The 24522-nt window shown below is 57.7% G+C and carries 18 protein-coding genes; 8 read left to right on the top strand and 10 right to left on the bottom strand.

Annotated features, from left to right (window positions below; translation table 11 throughout):
- Positions 1–380 precede the first annotated feature (380 nt).
- Genes SynA1825c_RS00650 through SynA1825c_RS00640 form a run of 3 tightly spaced genes read left to right on the top strand, consistent with a single transcriptional unit; the run spans position 381 to position 5783 of the window.
- Positions 381–1523, top strand: a complete 1143-nt coding sequence (locus SynA1825c_RS00650; RefSeq protein ID WP_255478416.1) for an efflux RND transporter periplasmic adaptor subunit — start codon at positions 381–383, stop codon at positions 1521–1523.
- 8 nt (positions 1524–1531) lie between these two features.
- Entirely contained in the window at positions 1532–4822 is a 3291-nt protein-coding gene (locus tag SynA1825c_RS00645) for an efflux RND transporter permease subunit (protein WP_186469852.1), read from the top strand.
- Entirely contained in the window at positions 4785–5783 is a 999-nt protein-coding gene (locus SynA1825c_RS00640; protein ID WP_186469851.1) for an alpha/beta fold hydrolase, read from the top strand. The genes SynA1825c_RS00645 and SynA1825c_RS00640 overlap by 38 nt, the downstream gene beginning before the upstream one ends.
- 18 nt (positions 5784–5801) lie before the next feature.
- On the opposite strand, the gene SynA1825c_RS00635 is transcribed toward SynA1825c_RS00640, so the two are convergent.
- Together SynA1825c_RS00635 and mgtE are read right to left on the bottom strand one after the other, a co-directional pair.
- Positions 5802–6890: an RpoD/SigA family RNA polymerase sigma factor gene (locus SynA1825c_RS00635; protein ID WP_255478415.1), complete on the bottom strand. Its 1089-nt coding sequence runs from the start codon at positions 6888–6890 to the stop codon at positions 5802–5804.
- 52 nt (positions 6891–6942) lie between these two features.
- Positions 6943–8424, bottom strand: coding sequence for a magnesium transporter (gene mgtE, locus SynA1825c_RS00630; protein WP_255478414.1), 1482 nt, complete (start codon positions 8422–8424; stop codon positions 6943–6945).
- Positions 8425–8498: 74 nt separating this feature from the next.
- Here mgtE and SynA1825c_RS00625 point away from each other — a divergent pair, with 74 nt between their 5' ends.
- Positions 8499–8978: a glutathione peroxidase gene (locus tag SynA1825c_RS00625; RefSeq protein ID WP_186469850.1), complete on the top strand. Its 480-nt coding sequence runs from the start codon at positions 8499–8501 to the stop codon at positions 8976–8978.
- Here SynA1825c_RS00625 and SynA1825c_RS00620 read toward each other — a convergent pair.
- The 4 genes from SynA1825c_RS00620 to gyrB are packed head-to-tail and all read right to left on the bottom strand — an operon-like array spanning position 8968 to position 12064.
- On the bottom strand, positions 8968–9357 hold the full coding sequence (locus tag SynA1825c_RS00620; protein ID WP_186469849.1) for a CrcB family protein: 390 nt from the start codon (positions 9355–9357) through the stop codon (positions 8968–8970). The two genes, SynA1825c_RS00625 and SynA1825c_RS00620, sit on opposite strands and share 11 nt — an antisense overlap.
- On the bottom strand, positions 9350–9766 hold the full coding sequence (locus tag SynA1825c_RS00615; RefSeq protein WP_186469848.1) for a CrcB family protein: 417 nt from the start codon (positions 9764–9766) through the stop codon (positions 9350–9352). The genes SynA1825c_RS00620 and SynA1825c_RS00615 overlap by 8 nt, the downstream gene beginning before the upstream one ends.
- Positions 9759–10097 (bottom strand): SH3 domain-containing protein, encoded by a 339-nt coding sequence (locus SynA1825c_RS00610; protein WP_186469847.1) that lies wholly within the window; start codon positions 10095–10097, stop codon positions 9759–9761. The genes SynA1825c_RS00615 and SynA1825c_RS00610 overlap by 8 nt, the downstream gene beginning before the upstream one ends.
- Entirely contained in the window at positions 10097–12064 is a 1968-nt protein-coding gene (gene gyrB, locus SynA1825c_RS00605; RefSeq protein ID WP_186469846.1) for a DNA topoisomerase (ATP-hydrolyzing) subunit B, read from the bottom strand. Before gyrB ends, SynA1825c_RS00610 begins: the two co-directional genes overlap by 1 nt.
- Before the next feature lie 116 nt (positions 12065–12180).
- Here gyrB and miaA point away from each other — a divergent pair, with 116 nt between their 5' ends.
- Together miaA and infC are read left to right on the top strand one after the other, a co-directional pair.
- Positions 12181–13113, top strand: a complete 933-nt coding sequence (gene miaA, locus SynA1825c_RS00600) for a tRNA (adenosine(37)-N6)-dimethylallyltransferase MiaA (protein WP_186469845.1) — start codon at positions 12181–12183, stop codon at positions 13111–13113.
- A gap of 53 nt (positions 13114–13166) precedes the next feature.
- Positions 13167–13823: a translation initiation factor IF-3 gene (gene infC, locus SynA1825c_RS00595; RefSeq protein ID WP_186469844.1), complete on the top strand. Its 657-nt coding sequence runs from the start codon at positions 13167–13169 to the stop codon at positions 13821–13823.
- Positions 13824–13832: 9 nt separating this feature from the next.
- On the opposite strand, the gene SynA1825c_RS00590 is transcribed toward infC, so the two are convergent.
- A complete protein-coding gene (locus tag SynA1825c_RS00590) occupies positions 13833–14642 on the bottom strand; it encodes a dienelactone hydrolase family protein (RefSeq protein ID WP_186469843.1) in 810 nt (269 codons plus the stop codon).
- A gap of 79 nt (positions 14643–14721) precedes the next feature.
- On the opposite strand from SynA1825c_RS00590, the gene SynA1825c_RS00585 reads away from it, so the two are divergent.
- Positions 14722–15711, top strand: coding sequence for a GntR family transcriptional regulator (locus SynA1825c_RS00585; protein ID WP_186469842.1), 990 nt, complete (start codon positions 14722–14724; stop codon positions 15709–15711).
- Positions 15712–15766: 55 nt separating this feature from the next.
- Positions 15767–16510 carry a serine O-acetyltransferase gene (gene cysE, locus SynA1825c_RS00580; RefSeq protein ID WP_186469841.1) on the top strand — a complete coding sequence of 248 codons (744 nt, stop codon included), beginning with the start codon at positions 15767–15769 and terminating at the stop codon, positions 16508–16510.
- A 229-nt stretch (positions 16511–16739) separates the two neighbouring features.
- On the opposite strand, the gene SynA1825c_RS00575 is transcribed toward cysE, so the two are convergent.
- The 3 genes from SynA1825c_RS00575 to secA form a co-directional block, all read right to left on the bottom strand.
- Positions 16740–18782: a tetratricopeptide repeat protein gene (locus SynA1825c_RS00575; RefSeq protein ID WP_186469840.1), complete on the bottom strand. Its 2043-nt coding sequence runs from the start codon at positions 18780–18782 to the stop codon at positions 16740–16742.
- Between the two features lie 250 nt (positions 18783–19032).
- Positions 19033–21339, bottom strand: coding sequence for a tetratricopeptide repeat protein (locus SynA1825c_RS00570; RefSeq protein WP_186469839.1), 2307 nt, complete (start codon positions 21337–21339; stop codon positions 19033–19035).
- A gap of 289 nt (positions 21340–21628) precedes the next feature.
- The gene (secA, locus tag SynA1825c_RS00565) at positions 21629–24481 is read right to left on the bottom strand and encodes a preprotein translocase subunit SecA (RefSeq protein ID WP_186469838.1); all 2853 of its coding nucleotides are present in this window, start codon (positions 24479–24481) and stop codon (positions 21629–21631) included.
- Positions 24482–24522: the final 41 nt, after the last annotated feature.

Here is a 24522-nt window from a genome sequence, read left to right as displayed (position 1 = left end):
CGGTGTCAAACAACGGAATCACTCCGTCTTGCAAGCAGCCAAAAACAAAAACCCAGTGCCTGCAAGGCTTCTGAGTGCGCGGTGGGACACCAGCCCGGAATCGGCGACAACCAACAGCCTCGGCGTCAAGGGGAGAACCACTTTTCCCCGTGCCTTGGCTAAAGCCCCGATCAGTGATGGGATCCGAGATCACCGATCTGTGGAAAACCTGTGAAAAATGCGGCGATCACCGTGGATTGACGCGCTGTTTACAGCTCCTGATCAGTCGCCCATCCGCACCATTAAGACATCCAACCCATAGCCCCCTGCGACGGAACCACGACCGGACCGGTTTCGCCCTGAAAAACCCAGTAACGTCCGGCCAACTTGCGAGGGCTTCCGTGCGGCGACCGCTCCTGCTTTCCGTTCTGGCCGCCACAGCTCTGCTCACCAGCTGCGGCCAACCCAAAGCAGCGCCCAAAATCATGACGGTGCAGACCGCCACGATTGGTGAGGCCACCTTCCAGCCCAGCATCCAGGCCATCAGCCTGCTGGAATCGACCACCACGGTGTCGTTGCGACCGGAAACCGACGGCCGCGTGGTGAAAGTGCTGGCCAAGGATGGGCAGCAGGTGAAGGCCGGTCAGCCGATTCTGGTGCTCGACAATGTGCAGCTGAGCGCAGCACTGGATTCAGCCCTAGCGCAAGCCCGGACCGACCAAATCAACGCCGAGCGCTATCAGTTTCTGTACGAAAACGGCGCCGCTTCCGCCAAGCAACGGGACCGATACGCCACTCAGGCGATTGCCTCTCGCGATCAGGCGCGGACCGCCGCGGCCAACCTCGGCTACAAATTCGTACGCTCTCCCATCGATGGCGTCATCGGCGATCTCGACACGGTGAGGCTGGGTGACTACGTGAAGACCGGCCAGGCGATCACGGGCATCGTCAACAACTCCACCCTGTGGACCCTGATGCAGGTGCCCGCCACCCGCGCCAGCGAGGTGGCGATCGGTCAAACGGTGAAGGTGTCCTCCCAAACCAACCCACCGGTGACGGGTGAAGGCTCCGTGAGTTTCATCTCTCCCTACTTCGGCATCAGTGGCAACAACCAGTCGCCGAACACGCTGATGGTGAAAGCCACCTTCCCCAACCTCAGCGGCCAGTTGAAGACCGGTCAGTTTGTGAAAAGTGAAATCGTGATCGGCGAAAAGCAGGCCTTGGCGGTGCCGGTGCAGGCGGTGTTCATGCAAGCCCAGCAACCCTTCGTCTACGTGACGGTGTCGTTGAGCCGTGCCCTACCCAAAATCAAGGCATCGGCTTCCGTGCCCGAAGTCCAGAAGCAGAAATTGGCCAAATTGCCCGGCACCACGCCAATCGTGGTGCAGCGCGCCGTCACCCTGGGCGACCTGCAGAACAATCTTTATCTGATTCAGTCAGGGTTGCAACGGGGTGACCGGGTGGTGGTGAGCAACACCGCTCTACTCAGCAATGGCGTTCCGGTAAAAATCGCCACGGACTCCAGCAAGGGCGCCAGCGACTGAGGGCAGCCATGGCGTTTTCCGACAACTTCATCAAGCGGCCGGTGCTCACCACCGTCTGCAGCATCCTGATTGTGTTGATGGGGGTGATTGCCATCCCCACGCTGCCGATCGCCAACCTGCCCAACATCGCGCCGCCGCTGATCTCAGTGACGGCGACTTACGGCGGTGCCAATTCCCTGGTCACCGAGCAAGCGGTCACCAACCCCATCGAAGCGCAGATCAATGGCGTCCCGGGCGCCTCCTACATCGCCTCCACCAGCAACATGGAGGGGCAGAGCATCATTCAGGTCTACTTCGACGAGACCACTGACATCGACATCAACCAGGTGAACGTGCAGAACCGCGTCTCCCTGGCGATGCCGCAGCTGCCGCCGCAAGTCTCCAACACTGGCGTTTCGGTCAAGCAGTCGACACCATCGATCCTGCTGGCCTACCAGGTGTCGTCGACCGAAGGCCAATACGACGCCGCTTATCTGAATGGGCTCGTCTACGAAGAGCTCTACTACCCCCTGGAGCGGGTGCCAGGGGTTGCCAATGTGAACATCCTGGGCGGCAGCACCCCCGCCTACTGGCTCTTCGTCGACCCCAACAAACTGGCAGCCAATCAACTGACCGCCAGCGAGGTGGTGGACGCCGTGCAGGCGCAGAACAGCACCTCCATCGGTGGCTTGGTGGGCGGTCCCCCCGCGGCAGGCGATCAGGCCTACACCTATCCCTTGCTGGTGGAGGACAACGGCAACCTGCTCTCGATCGAGGCGTTCAACAATCTGATCGTCGGTCGCAGCGAAACCGGCAACCTGCTTCTGCTGAAGGATGTGGGTGCAGTGCGCTACGGCTTCAACAACTACACCAGCTCCGCCGTCGACGCGTCAAACCACGACACGGTCTCCGTCGCGGTGTTCCAAACACCGGACAGCAATGCGCTGGATGTGGCCGACGCGGTGGTGCAGCAGCTGGAGTCGTTCGCCGTCGATGTGCCGCCGGGCGTCACGGTCAAGCAGATCTACAACATCGGCCAGTTCATCGAATCCTCGGTGGATGGCGTGATCGATGCCCTGGGCCTGGCGATCGTGCTGGTGCTGCTGATCCTGTTTCTGTTCCTGCAGAACTGGCGCGCCACCGTGGTGCCCAGCCTGGCAATTCCCATCTCACTGGTGGGCACCTTCGCCTTCATCAAGGTGTTCGGGTTTTCGATCAATCAACTCACCCTGCTGGGACTGGTGTTGGCCACGGGCCTCGTGGTGGATGACGCCATCGTGGTGATCGAGGCCGTCTCCAAGAACATCGAAGCGGGCATGAAGCCTCGGCAGGCGGCCCTGGCCTGCATGGGTGAACTGTTCGGCGCACTAGTAGCCACGGCGTTGGTGCTGATGGCCGTGTTCGTGCCAGTGGCCTTCTACCCCGGCAGCATCGGCATCATTTATCAGCAATTCGCGCTGACGATCGCCTTTTCAATCGCCATCTCCGCCTTCAATGCACTTACCTTCTCGCCGATGCTTTCGGGCCTGATCCTGAAAAGTGGTGAAGCACCCACACCGAAAGGCTGGGTGTGGCCAGTGGCCGGCGTGATCGTGGGCCTGGCCTTCGGACGCTTCAGCGCCGCCTCCTTCGGCAGCTGGACCTATCTACTCGGCGTTGTGGTTGGGGGCCTGGCCGGCGCCAATCTGCCCTTGATCTTCCGAGTGTTCAACCAACAGTTCAATCGTCTGCAAAGCGCCTATGCCCGCTTGGTCCACACCCTGATCGGCGCCCGACGCTGGGTGATGGTGGCCCTCGGCAGCGGCATCGTGATCACCGCGCTTGCCTTCACCGCCCTCCCCTCCGCGTTCATTCCTGATGAAGACCAGGGCTATCTCGCAGGGATTTATCAGCTTCAGAACGGCGCCTCCTTAAACGAGACCGAAGCGATGGGTGCAGAGATCGCCGCCATCCTTAAACAAGAGGACGACATCCTGAACGCCAATGTGATCAGCGGCTATGGCTTCAATGGCTCAAGCCCTGACCAGGGCACGATTCTGATCGGCCTGAAACCGTTGAGTGAACGCCCCGGAGCCAAGAACAGCTCCTTCGCCATCGCCGACCGGCTGAACGCCAAGCTCTCCCAGCTCAGCAGCGGCATGGCGGTGGTGGGACAGCCCCCGGCGGTGCCCGGCTTCTCCGCCCAGGGGGGGTTCTACTTCCAGTTCAACGACCTCACCGGCAGTTACAGCTTCAACGAGCTGAACGATGAAGCCCAGAAACTGATCAAAGCGGGGCGTGAAAGCGGCATGTTCTCCACGCTCTACACCCAGTTCATCCCCAGCGCGCCGGCCTTCGAGTTGACCATCAACCGCGTCGTGATGGGTGCCCTGAACGTCGACTACAAAGAGGCGATGACCACCGTCGCTACACTGGCCGGTGGCAGCTACACGGGCCTCACCTACGAGAACGGTCAGGTCCGCAACGTCTATCTGCAGGCCGGCGCCGAGCAACGGGCCGACGTGAACGACATCCTCAGCTACTACGTCACCAGTCGCGATGGCGAACTGGTGCAGGTGTCTCAGTTCGCGCAGGTGGAGCTCTCCAGCGCACCACCGATCATCAGCCACTACAACCTCTACCGAACGGTGCTAATCCAGGGCGCGCAAGCCGTAGGCAAGAGCTCCGGACAAGCGCTGCAGACGATCCAGTCGCTGTTCAGCCAGCAGTCGTTTAACAACATCGGCTCGGCCTTCACCGGTTTGGCGTTGCTGCAGCTGTCGGCAGGCAATGCCAGCGTGCTGGTGTTTGGCCTGGGCATCGTGATCGTGTATCTAGTGCTGTCGGCCCAGTACGAGAGCTACATCACGCCGGTGATCATCCTGGCCACCGTGCCCCTGGCCATGCTCGGTGCCCTGGCATTTCTGGCCATCCGCTCGATCGACCTGAACATCTACGCCCAGGTGGGTCTGGTGACGCTGATCGGTTTGGCCGCCAAAAACGGCATCCTGATCGTGGAAGTAGCCGAACAACATCTGGAAGATGGACTGTCGCCCACCGAAGCGGTGGTGGCCTCGGCTGAATCACGCTTGCGCCCCATCCTGATGACCGCCATCGCCGCCCTCGCGGGATTTCTGCCCCTGGTGGTCGCCAACGGCGCTGGTGCCCAGAGCCAGCAATCACTGGGCACGGTGATCTTCGGCGGTCTGGTGGTGGCCACGGTGCTTTCACTCGGGGTCGTGCCGCCCTTTTATGTGGTGATCAAGGGGCTGGAGGCACGGTGGTTCGGTCCCAACCAGCAAGATGAGGGCGACGACGCAGCAATCGCTGGTGCCAGCTGAATTGTTCTGGTCTTGGGCGCAAGCCGATGGCAGTGAGCTGAGCGTCGCCTGGCGCCATGCAGGCCACGGCGTCGCAGCTTCGCAGTCGTCTGGATCCACCCCGTCGGTTGTGCTGGTGCACGGCTTTGGTGCGAGCAGCGGTCACTGGCGCCACGCCTTGCCGGTGCTGGGAAGCTGCACCAACACCTACGCGCTCGACCTGATCGGCTTCGGCGCCAGCAGCCAGCCCCGGGCCTTGCTCGCAGGAGAATCAGATCCAACCGAGCCTCCATCACGCAGCAGCGCCCTGAGCTACGGCTTTGATCTCTGGGGGCAGCAGGTGGCCGACTTCTGCCAGCAGGTGGTGCAAGGCCCTGTGCTGCTGGTGGGCAACTCCATCGGTGGCGTGGTGGCTCTGCGGGCGGCGCAGCTGCTGGAGCAACGCTGCCGGGGTGTGGTGCTGATCGACTGCGCCCAGCGGCTCATGGATGACAAGCAACTCGCCACCCAACCGGCCTGGATGGCCTGGATCCGGCCCCTGCTCAAAACGCTGGTGAGCCAGCGCTGGTTGAGCACCGCACTCTTCCGCAACGCAGCCCGACCGCGAGTGATCCGCAGCGTGCTCGACCAGGCCTATCCCAGTGGCGCCAACATCGACGATGAACTTGTTGAACTGCTCTATCAACCGACGCAGCGACCGGGAGCAGCAGAGGCCTTTCGCGGTTTCATCAATCTGTTTGACGACCACCTGGCCCCTGACCTGCTGGAGACTCTCCAGCAACCGGTCCATCTGATCTGGGGCGAACGGGATCCCTGGGAACCGGTAGCGGAAGCACGCGCTTGGGCTGACCGCTTCCGCTGCATCCAATCGTTACGGGTGTTGCCAAACGTTGGGCACTGTCCCCACGATGAAGCTCCCGATCTGGTGAATGCCCGGCTTCTGGACCTTCTCGAAGCCATGCGCGAAGTGAAATCGCTCTGACGCCTGAGAACTGTCGGTTCAGCAGGCGACGTAAGCCTCCACTTGATCGCTGAGACGACGCAAACCAGCCAGACCGTCACGCTCCAGGTTGCGCACGCGATCACGGCTGATGCCAATCACACGACCAATGCCGGTAAGACTCATCGGGTCCTCGCCGTCCATCCCGTAACGCATCCGCAGCACACGCTCCTGCAGTTCCGGCAGCTGACCCAGCAGATCCCGCAGGTCGCCCTTCAAGCACTCACCCTCCACCTGTTCGCTTGGCAGCTCGCCTTCACCCGCCAGCAGATCCAGCAGCTCGGTGTCATCACCGTCGCCCACCTTCATCTCCAAGCTCACCGGCTGACGCGCCCGGCACATCAGGTCCTTCACGTCGTCTTCCGGCAGTTCCACAAACGCTGCCAATTCCGTCACCGATGGTGTGCGGCCCAGCTCCTGACTTAACTCACGCTGGCCTTTCTTCAGCTTGTTCAGCATCTCGGTGATGTGAATCGGTAGCCGGATCGTGCGGCTCTTCTCCGCAATCGCGCGCGTGATCCCCTGACGGATCCACCAGTACGCATAGGTGCTGAACTTGTAGCCCCGAGTCGGATCGAACTTCTCCACACCCCGCACCAAACCAATCGTTCCCTCCTGGATCAGATCCAGCAATTCCATGTTCCGCTTGGTGTATTTCTTGGCGACGCTCACCACCAGGCGCAAATTCGCCGCCACCATTCGCTCCTTGGCACGCCGGCCCGCCTGCAGTTTGCGCTTCAGTTGCACCGGGCTCAATCCCGCCGCCTTGGCCAACTCGGCCGCAGGCACCGGGTCACCGCCACGCTGATCGCTCAATTCCGCTTCCTGCGCTTCCAGATCCATCAGCTCCTGCACCTGACGGCCCAGAGTGATCTCCTGTTGATGGCTCAGCAGCGGCACACGACCGATGTCCCGCAAATAAGAGCGCACCAGGTCCACGTCGGTGCCGGAAGGACGGACGGCAACAGCCTTGGACGACGACCCTTTGGACGGGGAGGTCTTAGCCGTGGAGGCCTTGGCGGATGCCACACCCTTGGCTGAAATCTTGGCAGCGTTCGCAACGGAAGCAGCGGCGAGAGCGGGAGCCATATCGCTTCTTTGAGTTGTGTGAAGCGTACTCCTAAGAAACGTAAACGTCCTCTCAGAAAAGGGTGGCAGCGAAGAAATGGGTAGAAATACCTGCCCCCTGCAGAAGCTGGGGCCAATGCACCAGAAGCCACTGCGCCGTCTTCAGGTAAATCAGCGTGCCCACCACGTCGGTGCAGGTGGTGATGAAGGGCGTCGACATCAAGGCCGGGTCCAGCCCCATGCGGTTGAACAGCAACGGGAAGCCTGCGCCCGCCGTGGCTGCCAGGGTGGTGATCGCCAGGAGGCTGGTGCCCACGGACAAGCCCACCAACGGACTCTGGCCCCGCCACCAAGCGAACGGCACCACCAGCAGCATCATCAGCAGACCCAGCAGCAAACCGGCCATGGCTTCACGGGCCACAGCCTTGAGCTGCCCGAGAGAGGAGATGCTCTGGGTGCTGAGACCACGGATGACGACCGTGGAGCTCTGGGCGCCGACGTTGCCGCCGGTTCCCGCTAGCAGTGGGATGAAGGCGGCCAGCAACACCACTTCTTTAAGAACGTCTTCGTTGACGGCGATCACCTCGGAGGTGACCAAGCTGGCCACGACCAACACCGACAGCCACACCACCCGGCGGCGCGCCACGGTGAACAGATTGCTCTGGAAGTAGTCGTCTTCATCGCCCGCTTCCACAGCACCAGCGGCGTAGAGGTCACGGGTGGCTTCCTGCTCGATCACGTCAATCACGTCATCGACGGTAACGATGCCCACGAGGCGCATCTCGCGATCCACCACCGGCACAGCCAGAAAGTCGTAACGCTGAATTGCCCGGGCCACCTCCTCCTGGTCGGTGTCGGTGTTGATGCTCACCACATCCCGGGTCATCACATCACCGATATGGTCCTCCGGGTCCGCGGTGACCAGATCTCGCAACGACAAAATGCCGGTGAGATGCCGCTCAGCATCGGTGACATAGAGGCTGTAGATCGTCTCGGTGTCGCGGGCCCGGCGGCGCACGATTGCCAGCGCCTGCGCCGCGCTGTGGAATTCTTTGAGATCGATGAATTCGGTCGTCATCAGGCGACCAGCGGTCTCACTGGCGTACCCCAGCAGCTGAGCCGTCACTCGGCGCTCCGCCGGGCTGAGCTCCGCGAGCAACCGGCGCACCACCTTGGCGGGAAGCTCATCGAACAAGCGCACCCGATCATCCGGAGACATCTCCTCCACCAACTCCAGCACCTCGCTGGACCGCAGCCGCTCCAGCAGGCTCTGCTGCACCGGAGGCTCGAGATACTCGTACACCTCAATGGCCTCGTCTTTGGGCAGCAAGCGGAAGGCCAGTGCCTGCAGGGTGCGAGGAAGGCTGCCGATCGCTTCGGCGACGTCCACAGGCTGGACCGGAGCCAGCAACAGCTTGACGCCGTCGTAATTGCTGACACTCAGCATGGATTCCAGCTGACGCGCCACCACCTCCACCACCAGCTGCGCCGACGCTGCGCTGCCCGAAGCCTCAGTGAGCAGTGCACTCTCACGGGAGTCCGGTGCCTGATCCATGCCCCGTCTCCAGCGCACCAAAGTGTAGATCGACCCAAGCCGGTTATCGTCTGCGCCGAACGTTCCCGACCGTCATGGCTCCCAGCATCAGCTCCGTGTCCGTGCGCACCCCCGATGGCAGCGAAAAGTCCCTTGGCGCTTACGCCGGCAAAGTGCTGCTGATCGTGAATGTGGCGAGCCGCTGCGGTTACACCAAGCAGTATTCCGGGCTCCAGGCCCTGCAGGACAAGTACGGCCCTGAAGGCCTGTGCGTTCTCGGCTTCCCCTGCAACGACTTCGGCGCCCAGGAACCTGGCACTCTGGACGAAATCAAAACGTTCTGCTCCACTACTTTTGGTGCCAGCTTCGAGTTGTTCGACAAGGTGCATGCCAGCGGCAGCACCACAGAGCCTTACACCACCCTCAACACCACCGAGCCCGCCGGCGATGTGGCCTGGAACTTTGAGAAGTTCCTCGTGGGCAAGGATGGCACCGTGATCAACCGCTTCAAAAGCGGTGTGGCACCGGAAGACGCCGAACTCACCGGCGCAATCGAGGCAGCTCTCAAGGCCTGAGCGTCAGGCGCCCGAGCGCTCGACCCACCAACAACCCGAGGGCTGCGCCACCGAGGCCCAGCCCAAAGGTGAGCCCGATTAAACCGACAGCTGCCCAAGGCTGACCTGTGCTGATCAGATCAACGCTGTTCACCATCCAGCTGCTGAAGGTGGTGAAGGCGCCGCAAAAACCAACGCCAATCAGCAGCTGCAGGCGGGGCCCACAGGGCAAACCCAACAACAGTCCAAGAATCAACGCCCCGAGCACATTGGCCAGCACGTCGCGATCGTGAAGCGCAGCACCAAGCTGCCAGCGCAACAGCGCCCCCGGCACGGCACCGGCGGCGACCAACAGCAGCTGCTGCAACTCGTCGCGCATCGACAGGGTCTTGTCAGCCATCGGTCAGCCCCAATCCATAGCCCGCTGCCGCAACGAGCAAACCGCCCATCACCGAACCAGCCCCAAGCAGCAGGGCTTCCCCCCAGCGGCGATCGCGCAGGGTATTGAGCACATCCACGGCAAAGGTGGAGAAGGTGCTGAGGCTGCCGAAGAAACCCACACCGATCAGCAGGATCAACGGGGAGATACCAGCCGAAAGAACGCAGCGGCCGGACCGTTGAAGACCCAGCACCAACCCCAAAGCGAAGGCGGCGGTGAGATTGACCAACAACGTGCCCCAGTGCTTGCGCGGCACCATCGGCTCGAGGTGGTTGACCACCCGCAGACGCAACCAGGCTCCGGGAATCGCTCCGATCCCGACCAACACCGCCTGACGGAAGGTGGCATCCACCGCAGCGAGCTCAGCCATGGATCCATCCGCGCTGCCCATCCACAGCCATGGGCAAAGCTGAGCCACTGGATACTTTCACCTGAATCCAGTCACGGCCATCATCGCTGCGCCAGTGGCGCAGCAAATGCAGAGGTGTGCCCACCTCAAGGCGACGCAATGCCGGGGCCGCCACGCGCGGGCTGGCCAGTAACGTCCAACGATCACCGCTGAGTAGCGACCCACCGGCCTGGTGACGACGCACCTGCGGCAAGCGGCGCTCCGCACCGCCCGCCGGAAGAGCAGCAGGACCGAGCAGCGCTACGCCAAGCAACCAGCTCCAGCGCAGCATCGCGGCAGCTGAGCGATTCATCAAATGTCGAGCGCTGTCATGTCGAGCTCAGCGCTGTGGGTTTCGATGAACTCGCGGCGGGGAGCCACCTTGTCGCCCATCAGGATCGTGAAGATGCGATCCGCTTCCAGAGCGTCTTCGATCTCCACCCGCTTCATGGTGCGGGTAGTGGGATCCATTGTGGTTTCCCACAATTGCTGGGGCATCATTTCACCCAGACCCTTAAATCGCTGGATGTTGTAGTTGGCTTTCTCACCGAACCCGTCGATGGTTTTCTGCAACTCGGATTCGTTGTAGCAGTAATTGTGCTTCTTACCTCGCTCCACTTTGTAGAGGGGCGGACAAGCAATGTAGATGTAGCCACCTTCCACCAACTCTTTCTGATAGCGATAGAAGAATGTGAGCAGCAGGGTGCGAATGTGCGCACCATCCACATCGGCGTCAGTCATGATCACGACGCGGTGGTAACGCAGATTCTTCACATCAAAGTCTTCTCCTTTGATGCCCAAACCAAGAGCTGTAATGAGCGCCTGAATCTCTGTGTTCTTGTAGATCTTGGCGTCGTCGGTTTTCTCGATGTTGAGGATCTTGCCGCGCAAAGGAAGGATTGCCTGGAAACGCCGATCCCGGCCCTGTTTGGCGGATCCACCAGCGGAGTCGCCCTCCACGATGTAGATCTCGGATTCGGCCGGATCGCGGGAGCTGCAATCGGCCAATTTGCCGGGCAAAGTTGAACTTTCCAGCACGCTCTTGCGGCGCACCAGCTCGCGGGCACGGCGAGCAGCTTCAGCGGCGTTGAAGGCCTGGATCGCCTTCTCCAGGATCATGTCGATCACGCCCGGATTGAATTCCAGGTATTGGCTCAAAGCCTCACCCACCAGGCTGTCGACGATGCCGCGAACCTCGGTGTTGCCCAGCTTCGTTTTGGTCTGGCCTTCAAATTCAGGCTCCGGCACCTTGACCGAGAGCACGGCGGTAAGGCCCTCGCGGATGTTCTCTCCAGCGAGATTGGAATCGGAATCCTTGCGCTTGCCGCGCTTGCGGGCAAAGGTGTTGAGCGTGCGGGTGAGCACGGTCTTCAGACCCTCGATGTGAGTGCCGCCATCGACGGTGCGGATGTTGTTAGCAAAGCCGAGGATGCTGTCGGAGTAAGCATCCACGCACCACTGCAGTGCCGCTTCGACGGAAACGCCATCCTTTTCGGCGTTCACATAAATGATCTCGGGATGCAGAGCATCTTTCTCGGCATTCATGTAAGCGACATATTCCTTGATGCCGCCTTCGTAGAAGTAGACCTCCTCGTGAGCGTTGCCTTCGGCATCGCGTGCCGACTCGCGCTCATCGCGGAACACAATGCGAACCCCACCGTTGAGGTAAGCCAGCTCGCGCAATCGGGCCGAAAGAGTGGCGTAATCAAAAACGATGCCGCCCGTGAAGATCTCAATATCGGGCTTGAAGCGCACACTGGTGCCAGTGCGCCCGCCTTCATCGGCCGGTTGGTCTTCCGAGGCCAAGCTGCCGATCGGAGCACCCCGCTCAAAGCGCTGGCGATGCAGCTTCGACTGCCGGCGAACGGTGACTTCCACCCATTCACTCAAGGCATTCACCACCGAAACGCCAACGCCGTGCAGGCCGCCGGACACCTTGTAACCACCGGCGCCGAACTTGCCGCCGGCGTGCAGCACGGTGAGCACCGTTTCCAGCGCACTTTTGCCCGTGCGCGGGTGCACATCGGTGGGAATACCACGACCATTGTCAGTGATGCAGGCAGAGCCGTCCTGAGCCAGCACCACCTGGATTTCGTTGCAGTGCCCCGCCAACGCTTCATCGACGGAGTTATCGACCACCTCGTACACCAGGTGATGCAAACCCCTCGGCCCCGTGGAGCCGATGTACATCCCAGGGCGTTTGCGGACGGGCTCAAGACCCTCCAGCACCTGAATCTGTTCGGCACCGTAGGCCGCCTGTACTTTCGCGGCTTCGCTCATGCGCTTTCGGTCGGCCAGGCTTCCTGTCAGGCTGAATTTACCACCGGCGCAACAGAGGCGCTCACAGAGGCCTCTCAGACGTCATTTTTTGCAGGGGTGCACCCCCTTTTCACTCGATGCCCGACTCCAGCCCACCTGCAGCGCCCGATGCAGCGCTGGATCCACCACTGGTGGTGGTGCTGCTGGGACCCACCGCCAGCGGCAAGACGGCATTGGCCCTGGAGCTGGCGGAACGCTTCGAACTGGAGATCCTCAACATCGATTCACGCCAGCTTTACGCCGAGATGGATGTGGGCACAGCCAAGCCCACCGCCGCCCAGCAGGCGCGCGTCCCCCATCACCTGCTGGATCTGCGACGCCCCGATCAACCGATCACCCTCCAGGAGTTCCAGCAGGAAGCCAATGAAGCGATCAACGGCAGCCTGCAACAACGCGGCATGGCCTTCCTGGTGGGGGGCAGCGGTTTGTATTTGAAGGCTCTCACCAGTGGCCTGCGCCCTCCGGCCGTTCCACCCCAGCCCGCACTGCGACAGCAGCTGGCCAACCTGGGCCAATCGGTCTGCCATCAATTGCTGCAGGAAGCCGACCCCGCCGCCGGCCAACGCATCGCCGCGGCGGATGCCGTGCGCACCCAGCGAGCCCTGGAGGTGCTTTATGCGACAGGCCAGCCGATGAGCAAGCAGACCAGCGCCGAGCCACCACCCTGGCGGGTGCTGGAACTGGGCCTGAACCCGGCGGATCTGCGCCAGCGCATCAGCCAGCGCACTGAAGAGCTGTATGCGGGTGGCCTGCTGGAGGAAACCCGTCAACTCAAGGAGCGCTACGGCGCCGCGCTGCCATTGCTGCAAACCATCGGCTATGGCGAAGCCCTGCAAGTGCTGGATGGCCGCCTCAACCAGGACCGGGCCATCCGTCAGACCACCCAACGCACCCAGCAATTCGCCAAACGCCAGCGCACCTGGTTCCGGCGTCAGCACCAACCGCATTGGCTGGGAGATGCTGATGCCCTTAAGGAAGCCACCCAGCTGATCGAGGCGGGTCTAGGGTGAGGCTTACAACATTGCTTGGCTGATTGTGGCCAAGCCGCCCTTGCTCCCACTGAATGCCACCACGTCCTCGTTTTGACCGCCGCGCTCCCGTTCGGGAGCTTCCCAACATCAACGAACGCATCAATTACCCCCAACTGCGGGTGGTCGATGCTGATGGCACCCAGCTCGGGGTGATCGACCGGGAACAGGCTCTGGCCGTGGCACAGGAGCGAGAGCTCGACCTGGTGTTGGTGAGCGAGAAGGCCGATCCGCCGGTGTGCCGGATCATGGATTACGGCAAATACAAATTCGAACAGGAAAAGAAAGCCAAGGAGGCCAAGAAGAAGTCGCACCAGACCGAAGTGAAGGAGGTCAAGATGCGCTACAAGATCGACCAGCACGACTACGACGTGCGGATCGGTCAGGCCCAGCGCTTTCTCAAGGCCGGCGACAAGGTGAAGTGCACGGTGATTTTCCGCGGCCGCGAGATTCAGCACACCGCTTTGGCTGAAACGCTGCTGCGCCGCATGGCCAAAGACCTGGAGGAACCGGCCGAGATCCAGCAGCCTCCCAAACGGGAAGGCCGCAACATGATCATGTTCCTCACACCTCGCAAAACGCCGCTGGTGAAAAAAGACGACAAAGACGACGTGGCGAACAAAGCGGTGCGCACGATCACCGCACCCCCACGCGCCGTGCGCACCGTGGGCAAACCCAGCAACAACGGCTGATCCGTTCGCTCAGTTAAGGCCAAGCGAGTCCTTCAACAGCCGCCAGCCCGCGCTGGCGGCTTTGTCGTCAAAGGCAGCGCGGGCGTCACACATGAAGCCGTGATCAGCGCCGGCAAAGCTGAATGCGCGCAGGCGTCGCCCTTCTGGATCGGCGACCTGCAAGGCCGCTTCAATCGCGGCGCGATCGCTGGCGGGAATCAGCGGATCGTCGAGGCCGAATAGGCAAGTGAACGCGCCTGTGACCTGCGGCAAGAGCTCGAGGGTGGGAGCGCCACCACCGGGCCGCCCCTGCACCACACCAGCTCCGTAAAACGCAAAGCTGCGGGCCACCTCCGGCAGGGTGGCGGCCAGCCAAGTTGCATGCCCCCCGAAACAGAACCCCACCACGGTGATCTCCAGATTCGGAGCCTCCAGGGTGCGCCGGAGCCAAGCGATCGCCGTCTGCAGGTCGGCCAGAAGTTCATCGGCCTGGGTGGCGTTTTTGTGCTCCCGCCCCTGCGCGAGTTGCATCTCGCCATAACCGAGATCGAGCTGAGGAGCCGTGCGTGCGAACAGGGGCATCGCCAGGGCAGGTACGCCCATGGACGCGAAGCGATCGGCCACGGAGCGCACCCAAGCATTCACACCAGACACTTCGGGAAGCACCAAGATGGCACGTTGATGTTCCTTTCTCGTACCGCCCTGGTTACTATTTCGTATCGTCATCACCTTATCGCCACGCAATGACTTGGGCAGCGACCACCAGCAGCGCAAGGGCACAGGCCCCCCATCCACCACGCACCAACGGGACTCGATTTCCGGTGTGACGGGAACTGGCATAGGGACACTGACCACCCAGCCAATTGTCACCGAGCCGTTCACTCCTTATGGTGGCCGCATCTTGATCCGGCCCACCGGCGTGCGATTCCACATCCAGCAGGAAAGCGATATCCCCGCGTCGACCCAGCTGTACAACCAGATCTGTTTCGCCATTGCCGCCAGGCACTACCCCCCGGGTCATCGCCTGCCTAGCACCCGTCAGCTGGCGATGCAGACCGGACTGCACCGCAACACGATCAGCAAGGTGTACCGCCAGCTGGAAACCGATGGCGTGGTGGAAGCCATGGCCGGCTCGGGCATCTACGTGCGCGACCAGCAGAAGCCGCGGGAGATCCGCTCGCCGATGACCATGCGCAACCGCGGGGTCACCGACATCGACCGGGAGGTGCGCAAGTGCGTGGATGGACTCCTAAATGCCGGCTGCACCCTGCAGCAGACCCGCGACCTGCTCACCCGTGAAATCGACTGGCGCCTGCGCTGCGGCGCCCGCGTGCTGGTGAGCACCCCCCGGGAAGACATCGGTGCCTCGATGTTGATCGCCGAAGAGCTGGAGCCCTGCTTGGACGTGCCCGTGGAGGTGGTGCCAATGGAGGAGCTGGAAAGCGTGCTGGACAGCGCCAGCAACGGCACGGTGGTGACCAGCCGCTACTTCCTGCAACCCGTAGAAGAGCTGGCCAAAAAACACGGCGTGCGAGCTGTGGCCGTGGATCTCAACGACTTCCGCGGCGAGTTGGCCATGCTCAAGGAGCTGCGCCAAGGCAGCTGCGTAGGCCTGGTGAGCATCAGCCCCGGCATCCTGCGCGCTGCGGAGGTGATCCTGCACAGCATGCGCGGCAACGAACTGCTGCTAATGACCGCAACACCCGATGTGCAGAGCCGCCTGCTGGCCCTACTGCGGGCCTCCAGTCACGTGCTGTGCGATCGCCCGAGTATGCCCCTAGTGGAGCAGAGCCTGCGCCAAAACCGCTCCCAGCTGATGCGCATGCCCCAAGTGCACTGCGCCGAGAGCTACCTGAGCGGCGACACGATCGAGCAGCTGCGCAAGGAGATTGGTCTCCAAACCAGCTGAGCACTGCCAGCTGCCACAATGACGCCCTCCAGTGCTGAAAGCGCGGCGCCCAGGCATGCTTAACCACCTCCGCGCCGACCTGGCGATCATTCGTGAACGGGACCCCGCAGCGCGTGGGCCGCTGGAAATCCTGCTCTGCTATCCAGGCTTCCAAGCCTTGACGCTGCACCGCCTCAGCCACCGGCTGTGGCGCTCCAGGCTGCCCCTAAAGCTGCCAGCCCGCCTGCTCAGCCAACTGGGGCGGGGACTCACTGGCGTGGAAATCCACCCGGGCGCCACCATCGGCCACGGGGTGTTCATCGACCACGGCATGGGTGTCGTGATCGGCGAAACCGCCGAGGTGGGCGACCGCTGCCTGCTGTATCAGGGCGTCACCCTGGGCGGTACGGGTAAAGATCACGGCAAACGGCACCCCACGCTTGCCAACAACGTGGTGATCGGTGCCGGCGCCAAGGTGCTCGGGGCCATTGAAGTGGGCGCCAACACCCGCGTCGGCGCGGGATCCGTGGTGGTGCGCAACGTGGCAGCTGACTGCACGGTTGTGGGTATCCCCGGCCGGGTGGTCCACCAAAGCGGCGTGCGAATCAATCCTCTGGCCCACTCAGCGCTGCCCGATGCTGAAGCCAACGTGATCCGCAACCTGATGGAGCGGATCGATCAGCTAGAGGGCCAGGTGCGCAGCCTCCAGGACAACCTCAGAACCATGGCCGCTGCCAACGGCAGCACCCTGCGCGAGGTGCGAAGCGGCAAAGCCCAGAACCTCAAAGACCGGGAGATCCTGGAGTTTTTGGGGGACTAACGTGCTTTAGGGCATGAGGAGAACCACACCAGACAGGGGCATAGCTGCGAATACGCCTCCACCTTGAAGATCGCGCACCCCACAAGCAGGGATACATCACTGTGTTTAATTAACATGAGGAATCCTGCAAATATAATGCAAGGCTTCTCTAATCGGAAGTAAGATTAAATGGCAATTAATTCGCCGAACACATGTTATTGACTAGGTCATTTTCACACAACAAAGACTTTCAGTCCAACTTATCAAAACGAATGGAACAAACTTTCATCAGCAAGGGCTTAGCATCTTTTTGCACAATGTTGGGCAGTGAACTATCGTTTTCCTGCGGCTGCCAAAAAACTAATTTTGGCTCAATATGCTGATCCCAAACTTTAAAAGAGTAACCGTGTTTCAAAGCTGCTTCTGCAATCAATTCTTTCAAGTATTTTAAACTCATTAGAAAAGATACCATCTGGTCAGCAACCCTTAATTCGGTAAATTCACAAACGTTCAAAGCTGAGCAGGAACTTGACAAATAAGGAAGTGTATCGAGATAAACTAAATCCGCCCCAAATGAAAGCAAAGCATCCAAATCACAAGGAAAGTTAGCATTATAATGCTGCGCAGTGCTTGACCAGATTAAATCTGGTTTACGCGAAGCACTAGAGGCAGTATAAAATGAGTTAAGCTCTTCAAAAGAAAGCTTAACAAGATTTTTTTTTCCTCCCGACTCTTCTGGCAAAGATTCAAGCAGTCGAGGCAACTGCTCACGCGCAGGAGCACAAACAGCATGGGTTTCCACTACGGTCCAAGAGTTCACAGCATCCCAAGAATCGTTAAATCCCGAAAGAAACAGAGCATTGCCTGACCATCCACCCACGTCAATTACGTCAATGAGATCTCCTTTCCTTCGAGCGACAGATTCCACCAAAGAAGAAATTACAGGCGCTTGAGACATCCGAATTTGCAAAGTCGGGACTGAAGACAAACAAGCGTCAACAGCATCTAAGTAGCCATCGCCAGGCTCTGGAATCAACGAACCGCTTATCTCTTTAAAATGTTTTGACTTCACCCAAGGCAAATTGACAAAAACAGTGGCAAACATCTGTCCTTGGAAATAACCAGCATTTTTGTCCTCAATCCAGGAATTAATCGACCGCCTGCTTGATGGGATCTGCTCAAAAGATGCATAAGCAGCGATCAGAATGCCTGCCTGCTCAACTAACGCTCTGCAAGCCTGATAGTCCTCTAATGAAACACTCTCTCGAATACCATTCTCAGCAAGACATAGCATTAAAGCTTGCTTCGCAACTGCAAAATCTGGCTTTACTTCAATCGCTTTCCGGTAATTTACAATTGCTTCCTCAACACACCCTTTATCCTTCAACACAGCGCCCAGATTCAAATACGCATCAGCTAAATCTGGATTCAATTCAATGGCTTTCAGGTAATTTGCAATTGCTTCCTCAACACACCCTTTATCCTTCAACACACCGCCCAGATTCAAATACGCATCAGCTAAATCCGGCTTAAGCTCAATCACTTTCCGGTAATTTATTATCGCTTCGTCAACAGATCCCTCAATATTCAAAACAACTCCCAGATTCAAATACGCATCAGCTAAATCCGGCTTAAGCTCAATCGACCTTCGATAACATATGATAGCTTTGCCAAAGTTTCGATTTTCGACGCATGCATTACCAAGGTTGTAGTGGAGCTCAGGATACTGTGGCGCATACGAAAGAGCACATTGATACTGATTAATTGCCGCGTCGTACTGCCCCTTATCAAATAATAATTTTCCATAATTATTCCTAATAATAATATCGCCAGGGGTATGTTCAAGGGCTTTTAAAAACAAGTGCTCCGCCTGATCGAACTCACCTTCATTGGTGAGTATCGCCCCCAAGTTAGATGCTGCTCCAACATGAGAAGGATCTAATTGCAATGCATTTCGATACGACTGCTTGGATTCCTCTAATTTCATGATTTGCTTAAGAGAATTACCAATACAAAACCAAGCCTCAGCATTACCTTGATTTCTCTTCAATGACTCCTGAAAAATACTAATAGCATTCTCATGCTGACCAACTATAACAAGAATTTTACCTAAATTAAGAAAGGGAATTGGACTTCTATCGTCTTCTCTTATAGATGCCTGGATCATCTGAGCAGCGAGCTCGTACTGTCCAAGGTCTTTATAAATACAGCCAATCAAATGAAGGGCATTCGGCTCCTTCGGATTTTGAGCAAGAATCTGTTTAAAAATACACTCGGCATTATCAAGATCCATTCTCTGGTATGCCTGTATGCCCTGCTGGAGCAGCCTCATAATGTTGTCATAATTCACAAGGCACCTCTTTACTACTTCAATTTTACGTCAAATATCACCTCACAACAAATGTTTGACATCTAGGGATCCTGACCCTCAAAGACAGGACCAATAAAAATTTAATTTGTGCAGAGCACCCACAACCTTGGGAAATGGTATCTACGATTCCCAGTAGAAATCTAATGCGTGCGTTATCAAATAAACTTTCACATCAAGAGAAAATTTTCTGCAAAAATACTTGCCCTTCGTCAGTAGTTAAATACTCTGTTGGGAGCAACCAATTGTGCATTGAAGTCGTGACATCAGTTGTCCCATTGACAATAAAAGTCAGGGGATGAAAAGAAGTTAAGTGTGGATCGAATTCCATAACGAACGCTGCTGGTAATCCACTAGAAACCATCTTGAGAATACCAGAACTAGAATCTCGTGTCAGGAAGTCGGAATCCACGCACTGCATAATCAAAGAATCAGAAAGAGCTAAATCTATTTTTTGTTTAAAAGGGGTGACATTCACCCTTTTGTTGATAATGATATTAGGAAGACGACATCTAGAGAGGAAACAGCTCATGATCTGGTTCATCACGGAGAAGTCTCCAATATCAATCAGATAGTCGATCTGGGCTTCATGCAGCTCATCAGGCGACAGCTGAAATGAGAAATCACTATAACAGCCACGATAGATCGCATTGTCTAAAAAAGGATCTTTTTGATCAATCTTCTGTTTCACAAGTTCCAAATCTCCCTCAGACAACCTATACCAATAGTCCAGAGCTGATCGTAGGCGGCTCATAGGATCCCTCCAAGTTGCGATGCGAAGAGGCTGCGCATTGAAATGATCCCTCATCGCCAAGGAAAGCTCACGAGAAGAGACGCCATGAGAAGTCAAGAATGAAAAGTCAAGTGAGGTAATATCGTAAGAAGATAGAGCTGCGACAATCCCATCTCGCATCGAGACGGAATCAATCCGATGACTGACCAGTAAAGAAAAGTTTTTCTGTATATTAGCAATGGCAATGAGATCCTGGTAATTCTCCCAGCCTCCACTAAAAAGCATACGTTGCATACACTCAAAGATAGGATTTGAGAAACGGATACCCCCGGTCTTGGGGATGTGCACATAAATCAAGTGCATGCCGAAAGGAATAGTGGCTGAAACATAAGAAGGAATAAGCTCAACGCTTTCAGGCACCTTTATCTGCAATAAAGTGCCGAAAGATTGCTTGGAATCAAGAGAAGGAAGGGATAGACTCTTTGCAATTGGTTTTAATCGATAATACTGGGCATAAGCTTCCGCAGCAGCAGCCAACTCCCCCACTTCCTTCAATACAAGACCTAAGTTAAAGTATGCGTCCGCGTAATCTGGGTTTACTGCAATCGCCTTCCGATAATTTAATATAGCATCCTCTAGTTTTCCCTGTTCCTTCAGCAAAGCGCCCAAATTTAGATAAGCACTTGCAAAATTGGGATCTAGCTCAATCACTTTCTGATAATTTTCAAGAGCTTCCAGAACTCTTCCCTCATCAATCAATAAGTTTGCCAAATTAAAATAAGCTTGCACATAATTTGGTTTTAGCTCAATTGCTTTCTGATAACTGTCAAGAGCTTCCTCGATAACTCCCTTCTTTTTCAACCCATTTGCCAAATTAAAATAAGCTTGCACAAAATCAGGCATTATCTCAATTGCTTTCCGATAACTGTCAAGGGCTTCCTCAAAATCCCCATTCTCAGTCAGCACATTTGCCAGACAAAAGTAAGCTTGCGCAAAATCCGGATTTAGCTCGATTGCCTTGTGATAATTGTCAAGCGCTGCCTCAATATCTCCCTGCTCATTCAGCGCATTTGCCAAACAAAAATAAGCTTGCACAAAATCCGGCTTTAGCTTGATTGCCTTGCGATAATTGTCAAGCGCTGCCTCGTACTCCCCCTCGTCTTTAAGAAGACTACCGAGGTTTAAATATGCATCGGCAAAGGAAGGAGATGCAATAATTGACTTCTTGTAGCAAAAGATAGCTCGCGATACATTGCCAAGCTCTCTCCAGCCATTGCCGAGTGCCAACCATGCCCCAAAACAACTACTATCGAGAGCTACCGACTTCTCCAGAACTGATATCGACTCTTGCTGCCGAGACATCTCTTGCAAACATCTCCCCCAATTATTAAAAACATGAGGATTTAAAGATCCACACTCTTCGGCCATGCGATAAGAAGCCACTGCATCTTCAAACCTGTAATCAGATTTATATGCATTTCCCAAGCTGAACCAACACTCTGGATCCATCGCAGAGACTCTTGTAGCTTGCCGCAAAAGCGAAATTGCGGAATGATGACACCCTCGAGAAGATTGCAAACAGCCCAGAAATCTCAATGCATAGGGATTTTCAGCGTCATCAGAAAGGACTTGCTTGTAAATTTCTTCTGCCTGATCCAAATCTCCCTGATTGTGCCGCGAAATTGCTACTTGCAACTGCAGCATGATTTTTTCTTGACTCACCGGACAAATAATTGCTGAAATTACCATGCATCAGCTCATTATATTCTCTGCGCAGGAAATCTTATGTATTTGTAAACACATTTTCATAATGAAAAGAGTCAAAGGATATTAACAAGGACTTTGCTTAATTTCTTGCCACAACCTTATCCATCTATTGCCAATAATTAAAGATGGACTTAGACCTTGAAGATATGGAACACTCCGACTACTCGACCTGGGAGAAGCAAGACTTTTAGATTTTGACAATCGCAAAAATTCAATGAATTGCATTGCTGATCAACCAATCGCAAACTATCGATGCATTTAGTTTAAAAAACTAAGAACTCGAAGCTTGGCCTGCAGGAGGTGCCGGCTGGAACATGAACATCGAATAGATCACGTTCCGACGCATATTCGTCATCATGTCGAGGAACATGTCGTAGCCCTCGTTCTTGTATTCAATCAAGGGATCTTTCTGGCCGTAACCACGCAGCCCCACAGACTCACGCAAGGCATCCATCGCCTGCAGATGTTCACGCCAGAGCGTGTCGATCTGCTGAAGGATGAAGAAGCGTTCCGCCTCGCGCATCAAGCCAGGACGCTGCTGCTCGATCTGGCCTTCCTTGAGATCGTAGGCATTCCGCAGTTGCTCTTGCAGAAATGCCTTGAGCTCCTCCATCGACAGGCCCTGCAGCTGTTCGGGCTTGAGGTCTTCCAACAGGTAGACAAACTCCTGCACCTTGCTCACCAGTTGCGCCACGTCCCATTCTTCAGGCGGTAGATCAGGATTCACATAGGCCTCCACGATTTCATTCATCGTGCGCTCGCCGTAGCCCACCACTTGCTTCTTGAGCTCTCGGCCATCGAGTACTCGGCGACGCTCTGAATACACCGCCTTGCGCTGGTTGTTCATCACCTCGTCGTACTCAAACACCTGCTTGCGGATGTCGTAGTAGTACGTCTCCACCTTCTTCTGGGCCCCTTCCAGAGAGCGGGTTAGCATGCCGGATTCAATCGGCATATCTTCCTCTACCCGGAACGCATTCATCAGTCCGGCCACACGATCACCGCCGAAAATGCGCAGCAGGTTGTCGCCGAGGGACAGGAAGAAGCGCGTGGAACCCGGATCGCCCTGACGGCCGGCACGACCGCGCAGCTGGTTGTCGACCCGGCGAGATTCGTGGCGCTCGGTGCCAATCACGTGCAGGCCGCCGGCCTCACGCACCCGTTCATCCTCCTGCTTCACCACCACGTCGTATTCCCCCTTCACCCGCGCGATAGCCGTGCGCAGCGCTGCGATCTGCGGGTCATCGGTGGGGGCCTTCTCCGCAGCCGTGGCAATGCGATCTTCCAGCTCAATCACCGAAAGGGTGCGATCACCCCAGGCCTTCACCAGATCACGGGCCAGATCTGCCAGGGCCTGATCGGTGCCGTCAGTGAGCTGGCAGGGATAGAGATTGCCAATGGCACGAGCCTCGCTGGGGGCATTGCCATGCGGTCCGGTGGACGGGGCTGCCTTGACCGCAAAGCCACTGGCCGCGTCCGCACTGCGCTGCAGAGGCACCGGCGGACGATGGCCCTCCTCGGGGCGCACTAGGCGCGACAGCAGCACTTCCCGCAACTTCAGACGGGCCATGTAGTCGCTGTTGCCACCGAGAATGATGTCGGTACCACGACCGGCCATGTTGGTGGCGATGGTGACGGCACCGGAACGCCCCGCCTGAGCCACGATCTCGGCCTCACGCTCCACATTTTCCGGCTTGGCATTCAGCAGGTTATGGGGAATGTTCTGCTCCGCCAGCAGAGCGCTGAGCAGCTCACTCTTCTCAACGCTGGTGGTGCCCACAAGCACCGGCCGACCCTGCTGGTGGATGTCGGCAGTTTCCTTAGCGACGGCACGCCATTTGGCTTCTTCAGTTTTGTACACCTGATCCACCCAGTCCTGACGGGCGCGCACCCGGTTGGTGGGCACGATGGCGGTCTCGAGCTTGTAGGTCTTCTCGAATTCGGTTTCCTCGGTCTTGGCAGTGCCGGTCATGCCAGCCAGACGCGGATAGAGGAGGAAGAAGTTCTGATAAGTGATCGAGGCCAGGGTCTGGGTTTCCGGCTGGATGGGCAGCTGCTCCTTGGCTTCGATCGCCTGGTGCTGGCCATCGCTCCAGCGACGCCCCGGCATCACCCGGCCGGTGAATTCATCCACGATCACCGCCTCGCCGTCGCGGACGATGTAGTTCACATCCCGTGTGAACAGGTCCTTGGCCTTGAGAGCATTGGTGATGTAGTGGGCCCAGGGGTCCTGCGGGTCGTAGAGGTCGCTGACGCCGATCATCTGCTCGGCCTTAGCGAAGCCCTCATCGGTGAGGGTGCAGCTGCGCTGCTTTTCATCTACCTCGTAGTCGCCTTCGGGATCGATGCCGTCCTTGCCCATTTCTTCAGCACGGGTGAGGTAGGAGGCCACCTCTGCAGCTTTCTGATATTTCTCCTGGGGCCGTTCCACCTGACCGGAAATGATCAGGGGTGTGCGGGCCTCATCGATCAGGATCGAATCGACCTCGTCGATCACACAGAACTGGAATTCCCGCTGCACCACCTCCGTGATGTCGGCGGCCATGTTGTCGCGCAGGTAATCAAACCCAAGCTCTGAATTGGTGGCATAGGTGATGTCGCAGCCGTAGTTGCTACGCCGCTCCGCCGGCGCCATGTCCTGCTGGATCAACCCGACGGACAGGCCAAGGAAACGGTGCACCTGACCCATCCACTCCGCGTCGCGGCGAGCCAGATAGTCGTTCACGGTCACCACGTGAACGCCGCGGCCGGTGAGGGCATTGAGGTAGCTGGGGAGGGTGGCCACCAATGTTTTGCCCTCGCCGGTCTTCATCTCGGCGATTTGCCCCTCATGCAGCACCATGCCGCCGATCAGCTGCACGTCGAAGTGACGCATGCCCAGCACCCGCTTGCCGGCTTCGCGCACCACTGCAAAGGCTTCCGGCAACAACTCATCCAGCACCGGGCGCTGCTTGTCGAGCGTGCCAGCATTCTCGAGACGCTGACGGAACTCGGCGGTGCGCCGACGTAGCTCGTCGTCGCTGAGGGGGGCAATCTCCTCTTCGAACAGATTGATGTCTGAAACGATCGGCTGATAGCGCTTCAGCTTGCGGGCATTGGGGTCACCCAACAACAGCTTGAGCATGGAAGGCGCCAAATCGTCTGAGCGACAGCCTACTGAGCCTG

The sequence above is a fragment of the Synechococcus sp. A18-25c genome (genome assembly GCF_014280035.1).
Taxonomy (GTDB): Bacteria; Cyanobacteriota; Cyanobacteriia; order PCC-6307; family Cyanobiaceae; genus Synechococcus_C.
Note: the sequence above shows the minus strand (reverse complement) of the source record. Positions and strands in the feature narration are given on the sequence as shown.